Source organism: Thermoflavifilum thermophilum (assembly GCF_900116565.1).
In the GTDB taxonomy this organism is placed as follows: domain Bacteria; phylum Bacteroidota; class Bacteroidia; order Chitinophagales; family Chitinophagaceae; genus Thermoflavifilum; species Thermoflavifilum thermophilum.
In genome coordinates this window covers 1,859,346-1,872,634 of sequence record NZ_FPCJ01000001.1, presented here as the reverse complement: position 1 = coordinate 1,872,634, position 13,289 = coordinate 1,859,346, and the positions used below count along the sequence as shown (strand labels likewise).

The 13,289-nt window shown below is 48.6% G+C and carries 13 protein-coding genes and 1 tRNA gene; 5 read left to right on the top strand and 9 right to left on the bottom strand.

The features are described from left to right. Position 1: 1 nt before the first annotated feature. From BM367_RS07920 to BM367_RS07910, 3 genes are all read right to left on the bottom strand, one after another. Positions 2 to 1,417: a CCA tRNA nucleotidyltransferase gene (locus BM367_RS07920; protein WP_245759936.1), complete on the bottom strand. Its 1,416-nt coding sequence runs from the start codon at positions 1,415 to 1,417 to the stop codon at positions 2 to 4. A 108-nt stretch (positions 1,418 to 1,525) separates the two neighbouring features. Further along, the gene (locus BM367_RS07915) at positions 1,526 to 2,110 is read right to left on the bottom strand and encodes an L-threonylcarbamoyladenylate synthase (protein WP_092460975.1); all 585 of its coding nucleotides are present in this window, start codon (positions 2,108 to 2,110) and stop codon (positions 1,526 to 1,528) included. Between the two features lie 11 nt (positions 2,111 to 2,121). Then, positions 2,122 to 3,117 carry a glycosyltransferase family 9 protein gene (locus tag BM367_RS07910; RefSeq protein WP_245759935.1) on the bottom strand — a complete coding sequence of 332 codons (996 nt, stop codon included), beginning with the start codon at positions 3,115 to 3,117 and terminating at the stop codon, positions 2,122 to 2,124. Positions 3,118 to 3,203: 86 nt separating this feature from the next. Between BM367_RS07910 and BM367_RS07905 the strand changes: the two genes are divergently transcribed. Continuing rightward, positions 3,204 to 4,016, top strand: a complete 813-nt coding sequence (locus tag BM367_RS07905; RefSeq protein WP_092459595.1) for a 2,3,4,5-tetrahydropyridine-2,6-dicarboxylate N-succinyltransferase — start codon at positions 3,204 to 3,206, stop codon at positions 4,014 to 4,016. 225 nt (positions 4,017 to 4,241) lie between these two features. On the opposite strand, the gene BM367_RS07900 is transcribed toward BM367_RS07905, so the two are convergent. Both BM367_RS07900 and BM367_RS07895 read right to left on the bottom strand, forming a co-directional pair. Continuing rightward, entirely contained in the window at positions 4,242 to 4,451 is a 210-nt protein-coding gene (locus tag BM367_RS07900; RefSeq protein ID WP_092459593.1) for a hypothetical protein, read from the bottom strand. A gap of 12 nt (positions 4,452 to 4,463) precedes the next feature. Next, on the bottom strand, positions 4,464 to 5,534 hold the full coding sequence (locus BM367_RS07895) for a glycosyltransferase family 2 protein (protein ID WP_222842595.1): 1,071 nt from the start codon (positions 5,532 to 5,534) through the stop codon (positions 4,464 to 4,466). 116 nt (positions 5,535 to 5,650) lie between these two features. Here BM367_RS07895 and BM367_RS07890 point away from each other — a divergent pair, with 116 nt between their 5' ends. The 3 genes from BM367_RS07890 (at position 5,651) to ahcY (ending at position 8,422) form a co-directional block, all read left to right on the top strand. Next, entirely contained in the window at positions 5,651 to 6,805 is a 1,155-nt protein-coding gene (locus tag BM367_RS07890) for a sensor histidine kinase (RefSeq protein ID WP_092459591.1), read from the top strand. A gap of 47 nt (positions 6,806 to 6,852) precedes the next feature. After that, positions 6,853 to 6,936, top strand: a tRNA-Leu gene (locus BM367_RS07885). A gap of 157 nt (positions 6,937 to 7,093) precedes the next feature. Continuing rightward, the gene (gene ahcY / locus BM367_RS07880) at positions 7,094 to 8,422 is read left to right on the top strand and encodes an adenosylhomocysteinase (RefSeq protein WP_092459589.1); all 1,329 of its coding nucleotides are present in this window, start codon (positions 7,094 to 7,096) and stop codon (positions 8,420 to 8,422) included. A 197-nt stretch (positions 8,423 to 8,619) separates the two neighbouring features. On the opposite strand, the gene dnaJ is transcribed toward ahcY, so the two are convergent. Together dnaJ and BM367_RS07870 are read right to left on the bottom strand one after the other, a co-directional pair. After that, positions 8,620 to 9,771, bottom strand: coding sequence for a molecular chaperone DnaJ (dnaJ, locus tag BM367_RS07875; RefSeq protein ID WP_092459587.1), 1,152 nt, complete (start codon positions 9,769 to 9,771; stop codon positions 8,620 to 8,622). Between the two features lie 51 nt (positions 9,772 to 9,822). Further along, entirely contained in the window at positions 9,823 to 10,428 is a 606-nt protein-coding gene (locus BM367_RS07870) for a nucleotide exchange factor GrpE (RefSeq protein ID WP_245759934.1), read from the bottom strand. Between the two features lie 164 nt (positions 10,429 to 10,592). On the opposite strand from BM367_RS07870, the gene BM367_RS07865 reads away from it, so the two are divergent. Then, positions 10,593 to 11,765, top strand: a complete 1,173-nt coding sequence (locus BM367_RS07865; protein WP_092459585.1) for a class I SAM-dependent rRNA methyltransferase — start codon at positions 10,593 to 10,595, stop codon at positions 11,763 to 11,765. Positions 11,766 to 11,783: 18 nt separating this feature from the next. Here the strand turns inward: BM367_RS07865 and BM367_RS07860 are convergent, their stop codons facing one another. Together BM367_RS07860 and BM367_RS07855 are read right to left on the bottom strand one after the other, a co-directional pair. After that, complete coding sequence (locus BM367_RS07860; protein ID WP_092459583.1) at positions 11,784 to 12,113, bottom strand: T9SS type A sorting domain-containing protein; 330 nt, start codon at positions 12,111 to 12,113, stop codon at positions 11,784 to 11,786. 136 nt (positions 12,114 to 12,249) lie between these two features. Next, positions 12,250 to 13,284, bottom strand: coding sequence for a PorP/SprF family type IX secretion system membrane protein (locus tag BM367_RS07855; RefSeq protein ID WP_092459581.1), 1,035 nt, complete (start codon positions 13,282 to 13,284; stop codon positions 12,250 to 12,252). Between the last annotated feature and the right edge of the window lie 5 nt (positions 13,285 to 13,289).

Below are 13,289 nucleotides of genomic sequence, written 5' to 3'. Positions count from 1 at the left end.
GTTAGTCAACATTTGGCACATGCAACTCCCTGGCAACCTGAATCATGTAATCCCAGGCTTCCTGGAAATCATTTTTGATTTTGCCATCCAGAATAGCTTCGCGGATAGCATTTTTGATATCACCCACCAGCTTGCAGGGCGGCAGCTTAAACCTTTCCATAATCATCTCGCCTGTAATGGGCGGTTGCCAGTTGCGGATCCGGTCTTTTTCCTCAACTTCCTGCAAGCGTTTGCGCACCAGGGCAAAATTTTGCAGGTAGCGTTTCACCTTTTGGGCATTGCGGGAAGTGATATCGGCTTCGCAAAGCAGCATCAGGTCTTCCAGATCATCCCCGGCTTCAAACAGCAACCGGCGGATAGCCGAATCGGTAATATTTTCCTTCGTCAGACTGATGGGTCGCAGATGCAGCAATACCAGTTTCTTCACGTATTCCATGGGTTGATGGGTAGGTAGTTTTAATTGGGCAAAAATTTTGGGTACCATGCGAGCACCCACTACCTCGTGCCCATGGAAGGTCCATCCTTGCTGCGGATCAAAGCGCTTGGTTGCCGGCTTGCCGATATCGTGCAACAGAGCTGCCCACCGCAGCCACAGGTTTGAACTTTTGGCAGCCACATTATCAATGACCTGCAGGGTGTGGTAAAAATTATCCTTATGGCCTTTGCCGTCAATCATTTCCACGCCTGCCAGGGCGGCCATCTGGGGAAAAATAATCTGCAGCAGCCCGGTTTTGAACAACAGGTCAAAGCCAATGGACGGCTTATCGGCCATCAGGATTTTGTTGAGTTCATCCGTAATCCGCTCCTGGGAAACGATACGAATACGTTCGGCTTCCTGGCGGATGGCATGGGCTACTTCGGGGACGATGGAAAAATGCAACTGGGTGGCAAAGCGAATAGCTCGCATCATACGCAAAGGATCATCCCGAAAGGTGATAACCGGGTCCGTAGGCGTGCGGATTCTTTTTTTGCGGAGATCCTCCAAACCATTAAAGGCGTCAAGCAGTTCATTAAAATTTTCGGTTTGCAGGGAAATGGCTAATGCATTGATAGTAAAATCGCGTCGCAACAGGTCTTCTTCCAGGGTTGCCGGTTCAACCCTGGGTTTGCGGGAATCCGAGCGGTAGCTTTCCCGGCGGGCACCTACAAACTCCACCTGATAGCCATTCCACACGAAATGGGCTGTGCCGAAATTTTTAAATACCTGTACACTTGCCACCTCACCAGGCAGTTTTCTGGCCGAAGCATTTGCCAGTGCAACCCCATCGCCCACGCATACAAAATCAATTTCCGTGGTAGCCCTGTTCAGCAGTTTATCCCGCACAAAGCCGCCTACCGCATAAGCCGGAACTCCCATCTCCGCAGCTGCCTGCGCAACAGCCCGGAAAATCATACGCTCCCGCTCATTGAGCTCCACAGGGCATGGGATTGTATGGATGGAAAATGCCATATTGCTTTATTTCGTTATTATGCAACCTGAATTTTTACTGTGAAAAGGCGCAAAGTTAGCCAATTCCGCAGCCAGTCAAGGACGAATCACCACCAGCTGCCCGTCTGCCATAACCTTTACAATCCGCGAGGGTTGAGCCGGGGTTCGGTCTTCCTGCCGGTAGCGTACCACATAATCAACTCCCTGCTTAATGGCATCCGGCACTTCATCAAATGTGGCCGGCGAAGGCCCACCGCTCAGGTTAGCTGAAGTAGATACCAGGGGTTTTTTCAATTCTCTGAGTAAATGCTGGCAAAAAGGTTCCTTGACGATCCGGATAGCAATGCTGCCATCCGTATTCACGAGGTTATCAGGCAAATGAATGGCATGTTCATAAATCACCGTGGTAGGCCTGTCAACAGATTTCAGAAATTCAAATATGGCCGGATGGGGATCTGCCACATATTGCGGAATATCTTTTTCATCGGCCAGCAAGATGATCATGCTTTTGCTGGCAGGTCGCTGTTTGAGCTCATAGATCCGTTGTACGGCATCTGCCAGCGTGGCATCACAGCCAATGCCCCAGATGGTATCGGTCGGATACAGGATAATACCTCCCTTCCGCAGCACCTGCAGGCAGGCGTTTACATCCTGTTGAAATATGGATTCTTCGTGTGTCATTTCATTGCTCATTATTCATCAAGCGTTTGCAACAATGCTTCCACCGGAATAGTCCAGGCACAGCGGAAATGCTTCTCCGGGCACTTTTTGTGACCATGCAACCCACAGGGCCTGCAAGGCAGCTTTTCCGTTGTCTGGATAATGAAATGCACATCGGCCAGCGGACCATATCCAAATTCCGGCACGGTGGAACAAAACACGGCTGCCGTAGGTGCATTTACGGCCGATGCCAGATGCAAAGGTGCAGAATCATTTACAAAATTCATGCGGGCGCCGGCCATGAGGGCTGCTGACTCCAGCGGATGCAGCTCTCCGGCCAGGTTTTCAACCGCCGGATAGGTGGTGTGCTCTTTCAACCATTGACACAAATCCCTGTCAGACGCACTACCCAGCAGGTATACCCGGTATCCGGGTGGGAAACGATTCAGCAATTCCAGCCATTTCTCCCGGGGCCATTGCTTGGTAAACCATACCGAAGCTGGCGCCATACAACAATAGCTGCCTTGCTGCTGCCAATGTGCCACCCGCTGCTGCGCTTCCGGCGGAAGATATAACCGAGGCTTAAAAGCTTGTTTTAATCGTGTTACACAGGCTGCCAGTGCATGGTTGCGATCGGTTTCATGGATACCTGCTCCAATGAGGTGGGGAACTGCATGGTCGAACAGAAAGCTGAGCGGATTTTTATCAAAGCCAATGGTACAGCCTGCTCCAGATAATACGGTAAGCAAACCCGTTGAAAAAAAACGCTGCACATTGATGACCACATCATACCGTGCACGCCTGATCTGTTTGCAAAGCTGCCACCAGTGGCTGTATTTTTTATGTTTTTTATCCCATACCCACACTTTTCGAATAAAGGGATGATGCGCCAGCAATGATTCGTTGCCTTTGCGCAGCAAAAAATCAAGTTGCCAGTCGGGATGTGCGGCATGCAGCTCTTCCACAATGGCAGTAGCCAACACCACATCGCCCAGGAACGCCGTTTGAATGATCAGGCAAGTTTTCACGATGCTGACAAAACTAAGAAATAGCACTCTTTCTCCTTTCCTTTGGTTTGTCGGATTGATTTGTAAGTTTGCGCAAAACTTATTGCATGGAATTAGCATCTCTTATTCAAGAAGCCTGGCAGGATCGGACTCGTTTGCAACAATCGCTCTATGCAGAGGCTGTTCGTGAAGTAATCCGCCAGCTCGATCAGGGCAAACTGCGGGTAGCTACCCGCCATGCCGATGGCTGGATTACACACGAATGGATCAAACAAGCTATTCTCCTGTATTTTGCCATTCAGCAGATGCAGGTGATGGAGCTTCCTCCTTTCGAATTTTACGATAAAATACCCCTGAAAAAAAATTTTGCCGAGATCGGCGTACGGGCTGTACCTCCGGCTACTGCAAGATATGGCGCCTACCTGGGTCCACAAGTAGTGCTAATGCCTTCCTATGTAAACATCGGTGCCTATGTGGACGAGGGAACCATGGTGGATACCTGGGCCACCGTGGGTTCCTGTGCACAAATCGGCAAAAATGTGCATTTGAGTGGGGGTGTGGGAATTGGCGGTGTGCTGGAGCCTCTTCAGGCTTCACCTGTGATTATCGAAGATGGGTGCTTTATCGGTTCACGCTGCATTGTGGTGGAAGGCGTGATCGTTGAACAGGAAGCCGTATTGGGTGCCAATGTTGTGTTGACACAATCCACCAAGATCATTGATGTAACGGGCAATGAACCTGTCACCTATAAAGGCCGTGTACCTGCCCGTAGCGTGGTAATCCCCGGCAGCTATACAAAAAAATTCCCTGCAGGAGAATTTCAGGTAAGTTGTGCGCTTATCATCGGGAAACGCAAACCTTCCACCGATCTGAAAACCAGTTTGAATCAGGCTTTGAGGGACTTTCAGGTGTCGGTATAAAAGCATAGAGATTAACAAAACTATAAGGATAACCCTCAAAAGTATCTGCAAATACACAGATAAATTTGTGTAAAACTTTACCTGTGAGAAACCTCCGGGATCAAAGCCCTCCTGATCACATGCAAGTGTTCACGAAAATTCTCGCGATTGTATTGCTGCTGATATTGATAGGATTGATTATTTATTCCCTGCATTCCAGCCATCAATACTGACCAGGGGATCGCTTTACTTATAAGTCGGGTTGTAAAGGGTGTTGGATGGGATTTCCACATTGGGCTTGCCTTTATACCGGTGCACGTACAAGCCATAGCACATTCCCAGAAAGAAAGCTACCAAAATAGCCACATAGAGGTAAAACAAAAATCTGGAAGTGGAAGTGCGGCTGGTAAGAATATCGTTATAGTTTGGCCGGGCATGATGCAATTCCTGTTCCATCGATAAGGATATTTATTGGTCCTGCAAATTTAGGGCGATAAGCCGGGTTTTGATGGGCAGGTTGGAAAAAAATTTTTTTCTTTTTGCGAAATATTGCCAGATCACGGAACCGGGATAATACCCCTGCAATTCGCACAGGGGAACGGCTTGTCGGGGAAGCGCACGACGGTTTTTACGATACCAGCGGATAAAATCGCGATGCGCTTTCAAAATAGCCAGCATCTCGGCGGGTGTGCGATGGGCCATGCCATAAACAATAGAAAGCAAATCCAGCAACATTCGGAAAGGAATGCGCCGCCAACGCTCCGCCCGGCTGAGGTTACGCGCCATCATCATCAAGTTGTTGCGATAGTTGAGGTAAGTCTTCTGCGGATTCCCCTGCGGCAGGCTGCCCCCGCCCAGATGATACACCACGGACCGCGGGCAATATCCGATCCGATAACCCATTCGCTGGAGACGCCAACACAGATCAATTTCCTCCATGTGTGCAAAAAAGCCGGCATAGAAACCACCCGCTGCATGAAAAACCTCTGCCCGGATGCACAATGCCGCTCCCGAAGCCCAGAAAAGATAAACCGGATCATCGTACTGGCCTACATCCTTTTCCAATGTGTAAAAGAGCCGCCCCCGGCAGAACGGGTAGCCCAACGCATCCAGCCATCCGCCTGCAGCACCTGCATATTCAAAATAATCGCGCTGCAGATAGCTACGTAGCTTGGGCTGACAAGCAGCTACCTGCGGATGCTGTTCCATAAAGGCAATCATCGGTTCCAGCCATCCAGGCTCCACTTCCACATCCTGATTCAGCAACACATAATATGTGGCCTGCACCCTTCGCAAAGCCACATTGTATCCCTCGGCAAATCCATAATTCCGGTCATTCAACAGGCAATGCACATCCGGAAATGCACGCCGCACAAAGGCAACCGTATCGTCCGTAGAAGCATTATCTGCGAGATAAATTTTCAGACGGGGATAGGTGGAGCGGCATACCGAAGGCAAAAAATCGGCCAGCTGCCGGCGCCCATTCCAGCTTAAAATCACAACAGCCACCTCCGGTATATGCGAATCCGTTGCAAACAAGCGTTTCTGGTTTGGCAGCAAAAATAGAGATTCTCTGATTCGAAGCCGGAAATTTAAAGTCTATTATCTCCTGTCTTTCAGGGAAGAAAACTTGTTATTTTTGGATATTTTGGAATATGCGCTATTTGTTCAGCTGGCGAAATGTGTTGCTGCTTCTGGCCTGCCTGATCATTGCCACTACCGTGGTATATGTAAACAGCCTGGTGAAACAAATGCAGGCCGAGGAAAAACGCCGCATGGAAGAATGGGTGGAGGCCTATCAGCAATTGCAAAAAGCTTCATCCAATGATAATCTGAACCTGGAATTCAAAATCATTGCCAACAACACGACCATTCCCGTCATTGCAGTGAATAACAAAGGCCAGATCATCGATTCGCGAAATCTGGATTCTGCCAAGATTGCCCGTGATCCTCACTATCTGGCCCGGCAATTAAAGCTATTCAAATCCCAGCATCCGCCCATCCTCGAGCATTATGATCCACAGCATCCAGAAGCTGTGAACTATTTTTATTACGGAGATTCCATCCTGCTGAAGCAGATTCGCTACTATCCCTATGTGCAGCTTACGGTTATTGCCCTGTTTCTTATCATCGTATTTATGGCGGTCAGCAGCAGCAACCGTTCCAGCCAGAATCAACTCTGGGTGGGATTGGCCAGGGAAACAGCCCATCAGCTGGGCACACCGCTTTCTTCACTTCAGGCTTGGGTGGAAATGCTGAAAGAAAACCCGGCTCAAATGCCCTCCCTGGCAACAGAAATCCAGAAAGATGTGGAGCGCCTGAACCTGATTGCCGAACGTTTTTCCAAAATAGGTAGTGCACCGGAGTTTGAAGAAACAGATCTGGTGGGGCTGGTAAACAACGTGATGCTGTACGTCCGGAAACGAGCTTCCCAAAAAGTACAGTTTGCCCTCCGTACCCATGGCGATGCGGAAATGATAGCCCTGGTATCACCTACCCTCTTCAGCTGGGTCATTGAAAACCTACTGAAGAATGCACTGGACGCTACCGAAGGCCAGGGAAGCATCGAAATTGACATGTACGACCAGCCCACCCAATGGTGGATTGATATCAGTGATTCCGGTAAAGGCATTCCCAAACACTTGTGGAATAAAATTTTCAAGCCGGGCTTTACAACCAAAAAAAGGGGCTGGGGATTGGGTCTTTCCCTAGCCAAGCGCATTGTGGAAACTTACCACAAGGGCAGGCTGCAGCTGAAGTCGTCCGAACCCGGCAAGGGCAGTACGTTTCGCATTGTGCTATACAAATAATCCCAATTCAAACTCAAAGGCTTTTTCTTATCTTTGCTCTCCCAAATGCGGCGGTGGCGGAACTGGTAGACGCACTACTTTGAGGTGGTAGCGCCCGCAAGGGCATGGGAGTTCGAATCTCCTCTGCCGCACCCACGCCTGCCGGTACATGGTCCGGCAGGTTTTGTTTTACCTGAAAAATCCTGAAAACCACGGCCTTCCCTGAATCCTTCCCGAACAAAATGCCTGAAAATAGCTTCATAATTGTAATTTTGGCAAACGATTTCTGAATTTAAACACACAACAATTATGTCCACGATCTCACATGCAAGGATTGACCTGAGTTTACCTTACAAGGTAAAAGATATTCAGCTGGCCGAATGGGGCCGCAAGGAAATTGAACTGGCCGAAGCAGAAATGCCCGGCCTGATGGCACTCAGGGAAGAATATGGTCCGAGCAAACCTTTGAAGGGAGCACGCATTGCCGGCTGCCTCCACATGACCATCCAAACGGCCGTATTGATTGAAACGCTGATTGAGTTAGGGGCTGAAGTGCGTTGGAGCTCCTGCAATATTTTCTCCACACAGGATCATGCCGCAGCTGCCATTGCGGCCAAAGGGATTCCCGTATTTGCCTGGAAAGGCATGACGCAGGAAGAATTTGACTGGTGTATTGAACAAACCCTTTTCTTCGGCAGCTTCGACCGCCCACTGAATATGATTTTAGACGACGGAGGCGACCTAACCAATATGGTGCTCGATCGCTATCCTGAGTTGGTGCAGCATGTGAAAGGCATTACCGAAGAAACCACCACCGGCGTGCATCGCCTGTATGAACGCATGGCCAAAGGGAAATTGCCTATTCCCGCTATCAATGTAAACGATTCGGTAACCAAATCCAAGTTCGATAATAAATATGGTTGCCGGGAAAGCCTGGTTGATGCCATTCGTCGGGCTACGGATATCATGATTGCCGGAAAAGTAGCCGTGGTAGCAGGTTATGGAGATGTGGGGAAAGGATCCGCCCAATCGCTCCGCGGAGCTGGCGCGCGGGTCATTGTTACAGAAATCGATCCCATCTGCGCTTTACAGGCCGCTATGGAAGGATATGAAGTGAAAAAGATGATCGATGCCGTAAAAGAGGCCGACATCATTGTAACCGCTACCGGCTGCCGCGATATTATTACCGAGCAGCATTTCCGGCTTATGAAAGACAAGGCTATCGTCTGCAACATCGGTCATTTCGATATTGAAATTGATATGGCCTGGCTGAATGCACATTACGGCCATACCAAGGTGCAGATCAAGCCCCAGGTAGATAAATACACGATCGATGGAAAAGATATCATCGTACTGGCTGAAGGACGGCTGGTAAATTTAGGATGCGCTACCGGACATCCTTCTTTCGTGATGAGTAATTCCTTTACCAACCAGGTGTTGGCTCAGATTGAGCTCTGGCAACATCACGACCGGTATGAAAACAAAGTATATGTACTGCCCAAGCATCTGGACGAAAAAGTGGCCCGTCTGCATCTGAAGAAAATTGGCGTAGAACTCGATGAGCTTACCGATGCACAGGCCGCTTATCTGGGCATACCGAAAGAAGGACCATACAAACCGGATTATTATCGCTACTGATAGCACCCCATTCGTATTTTGAGACACGAAAGCCACTCACCACCGAACGGATGAGTGGCCTTTTTATTCCATCTCATGTACAGTGCTTTTGGTTTTACCGACTTTATGCCATGGATTGGATGGAGCTAAAAAACAGCTGGCCCTTGAACACTTGCCTGAATCACGGATATCAGAGGTTAGGGTGAACCGAAGCTCTTTCAGCCAAAAATATCCTTGATGCGCTCAAAAAAGCTTTTTTCCGATTTATCGGGCTGGGGCTGGAAGTTGGGTGAATGTTGCATTTTTTCGAGCATCTCCTTTTCTTCCGGACTCAAATGCTGAGGCACCCAGATATTGACATGAATCAGCTCATCGCCCCGCTCATAGGAATTCAGCGAAGGGAACCCCTTGCCCTTGAGGCGGAAGATTTTCCCACTCTGGGTGCCGGGCGGGATTTTGATTTTGGCTTTGCCATCGATGGTTGGAACTTCCACGGTGGTGCCAAAAACAGCTTCGGGGAAGGAAATATACAGGTCGTAGGCCACATTCAGACCCTCGCGGTGCAGATAGGGATGCGGTTCTTCTTCCACTACGATGAGCAGGTCGCCAGCCAGCCCGCCATGTTCACCCGCGTTGCCTTTACCGCTCATGCTGAGCTGCATGCCTTCCTGTACACCTGCGGGAATATCCACATAAATGGTTTCCTCTCCGTACACACGACCGGTGCCTTTGCAATTGCTGCATCGGGAGGTGATCACGGTGCCTTCACCATTGCAGGTGGGGCAGGTCATCACCGTTTGCATCTGGCCCAGGAAAGTTTGCGTAACTCTTCTCACCTGGCCTGAACCTCCGCAGGTGGAACAGGTCTGAAACGAGCCCTTGTCTTTTGCACCGGAGCCCCCACACACGTCACAGGGCACATATTTTTTGACCTTGATTTTCTTTTGCACCCCGTTGGCCATTTCTTCATAGGTAAGACGCACCTTGATACGAAGATTGGAGCCGCGGGTTCCTGTTTGCCGATGGGAAGAGGAACGCGTACGGGTGCTTCCGCCAAAAAAGCTGCCGAAGATATCGTCGCCAAAAATATCACTAAACTGGCTGAAGATATCTTCCATGCGCATGCCTCCACCCGAAAAACCGCCCCGCATGCCAGCATGCCCGAAGCGGTCATACTGAGCCCGCTTTTCCGGATCGCTCAGCACCTCATAAGCTTCAGCGGCTTCCTTAAATTTTTCTTCGGCTTCCTTGTTGCCCGGATTCCGATCAGGATGATATTGCAGGGCTATCTTCCGATAAGCCTTTTTGATTTCATCCTGCGTAGCATTTCGCGAAACTCCTAAAACTTCATAGTAATCGCGCTTCGACATGGGACGCGTAAATTAAAATAACGATATACCTGCCGCTTGGTTACATAATGGTTATTTACCTACCACCACCTTGGCGTGCCGGATGATTTTATCGTTTAACCAATATCCCTTCTGGACATAATCCAACACCTTACCTTTCAGATTTTCATCCGGTGCAGGTACTTCAGAAATAGCTTCATGCAATTCTGGATCAAAATGCGCGTGAAGGGTTTCCATCTCTTTTAGCCCTTTGGACTGCAGGATAGACTTAAATTTATTGTAAATCAAATGGATGCCTTCCTTCAGCGCTGTTATATCTTTTGCCTGGTCGAGCTGCTGAATGGCCCGATCAAAATCATCGAGTACATCCAGCAACGAAACGATAATTTCCCGACCCGCCGTCTGCATCAGCTCCATCCGTTCCTTAGCCGTGCGTTTTTTGTAATTATCAAATTCAGCTATCAGGCGAAGGTATTTGTCTTTACATTCGGCCAGCTCATTTTCAAGCTTTTCCACCACAGAAGGTTCTTCCATCTCATCCGACAGATGGGTGGTGCCCCCCACATTTTCATCAATATTCAATTCAGCCTGCTGGGCTTCTTCCGGAGGCAATGCGGGGTTATCAGATTGGGTTTGCGGTTGCGACATACCGTTATGCTGAAGTTCTTTTTCATCCATATCTGTCGTGATTTTAAAAGCAAAATGCAAAGTTACGTCAGTCAATTATATTGCCAATGGCTGCAGCAGGACAAATTGGCACGATGTTTATGCATTTGCTGCCTTTTGCCTTGCATATCGCATGAAATCTCAGATATTTGAATGTCTGGAAAGCATCAGCAATCATGGCAGGAAAAATTATTCTGAAAAAACAGGCAGAAAAAAGGCTCCTGGCAGGCCATCCCTGGATTTTTGCGGGCGAAATAGCCAGTGAACAGGTGTCGGAGGGACCGGGTGCCATCGTAGATGTTTTCAGTTCTGCACAAAAATTCTGCGGTCGTGGATACTGGAATCCCCAATCCCAGATCCGGGTGAGGCTGCTCACCCTAAAACCGGAAACCGTGGATGAAGATTTTTTCTTTCAGCGCATCCGGCAATGCTGGGATTACCGAAAACGCATCGGGTATACAGACAACTGCCGGCTGGTATTTGCTGAAGCCGATCAATTGCCTGGATTGATTGTGGATAAGTTTGGTGATATCGTAGTCATCCAAACATTGGCACTGGGGATGGATCGCTGGAAATCCGCTATCGTAGCTGCTATTCAGGATATCCTCCATCCTGCTGGTATTTACGAGCGCAACGATGCCCCTGTACGTGAGCTGGAGGGCCTGCCTCAAGTGAAAGGATTCTTATCCCAACCCTTCCCCACCACTTTTCAGATCCGGGAAAACGGATTATCGTTTTGGGTAGATGTGGCCAATGGTCAAAAAACAGGATATTTCCTGGATCAACACATGAACCGCCAGGCCATAGCTCCTTTTGTGAAAGATGCAGAAATACTGGAAGCCTTTTGTTATACCGGCAGTTTCACCTGCCACGCGGCAGCCTTTGGAGCCAGACATGTCACAGCCATTGATGCCTCAGCCGATGCCCTGCAGTTGGCCCGGCAGAATGCTGCACTGAATGGTGTTGCCACCTCCTGCAGCTTTGTGGAAGCCAATGCTTTTGATGTATTGAAACAATGGGCTGCCGAAAAACGCAGTTACGACGTGGTAATGCTCGATCCTCCTGCCTTTGCCAAAAGCCGGCAACAAATTCAAAGCGCCATTACCGGATACAAGGAAATTAATCTACGGGCATTGAAAATGATTCGTCCCGGTGGATTTCTCATTACTTCTTCATGCACCAATCTGATACCCGCCGATCTGTTTCTGCAAATCATCAGGCAGGCTGCTGCCGATGCCAAACGACAGATCAGGCAAGTGCTGTTTCACACCCAACCACCCGATCATCCGATTGTGTGGACCATTGAAAGCACGGCCTACCTGAAATTTCTCATTGTTCAGGTACAATAAGCCTTTGTAAACCCTTTGCTATTTGATCACGTTAAACTTGCCAGTCTCCACCACATTGCCCTGCATGTCGAGCAGCTGGTAAATATAAATACCGCTGTAATAGCGGGAAAGGCTCAGTGTCTGGCGGCCAGTGAGTTTGAAATCATCAAACTTTTTTCCCAGAAAATTATAGATGACCACTTCATAGGCCTGGTCACCATGGGATTGAAGTTCAAGATTGATCTGGGTAGTGGCCGGATTGGGATAAAGTTTCAGGATTTTCCCGTTCCCATCTCCGTAGGCCTGAGCAAAGCTGAAGGTGGTTTTACAAAGGATAAGTAAAAAAATCAGTGTAAATTTTTTCATCATAGGTCAAACTTACATTTTTTCAGAGAAAAAATCAACATTACTTGTAATAAAATTTGCTTAAAATCCTTGTTTTTATGTGCTTTCGGATAACGGTTTGACTTACCATTTACCGGAAAAGTTTACTCCGATGAAATCTTCAGAACCTGGGGCATTTTACTTTGTTCAAGGAACTGTTCTGGTTGGTGAAAAATCCTTTCCAAGAAAGTGAAATTTCAAATCCACCTACTGTATGACTGGCTGTGGCCAGTTTTGATATATTGATATCATAACTCAGTCCCAGGTTATAATTACCCATGTCGAGTTTTACCACCGGGATCAATGCATCCTTCCATCTCAGAAAGCCGCCAAGATACAATGCCATATTGCTTTGCAGCCCTTGTTTCAAAAGTGCCACCCCTGCCAGACCTCCTATCATGGTTTCGGAATAGGTGCCCTGCACAAGCTGGTTAAACTGCCCGATCAGATAGTACTGGTCGCCAACAGTAGATGAGATGCCGGCGTGGTATTGCCATTTGGGCTGCAGCAAAACTTCGCTGTTGTTATAAAAGGAAACTTTGGGCTTGTTCAGGTGATAATAAGAAGATCCAATGAACATATGTGTGTTTTCGCCGAGCGATGTGCTAAGGCTCATACCCACAGCTCCATCCAGGTAATGATAACCATAAACCGACATATTTTCACCGCTCGGGTTGTTGGGATCAAAACCATAGTTGGGGTTGTACTGATTATCGAAGGTAAGTTTACTGGGATCCAGTTGTCGGTCAACCCATCCGCCCATCACGCCCAGGGAAAGATACAGGTTATGATCTTCACTCAATGACTTGTGATAATTCACACAGGGCATGATTTCAGAAGCATGAAGGTTGGATGTGCCTGCTTCATCGTAGGTAAACTGCAAGGCAATGGTGATAAAATCCGAAGAATTTTTGACCGGGAAGCGGGCTTCACCGCTGAGGGCGCCGGTCTGATAGGGAACTGTTACGCTGCCCCACTGGTTGCGATATACGGCCTGCACCCGGCAATCGCCCGTAAAAATGCCTGCCAGTGCCGGATTCTGAAGCAAGGGTGCTTCATAAAACTGCGACAGATGAATATCCTGTGCATATCCGGCCAATGTACCAAGCCCGCAAATACAAAGCAGGCCCGCTGCCGCAGTGTAAAATTGTTTCATAGGAC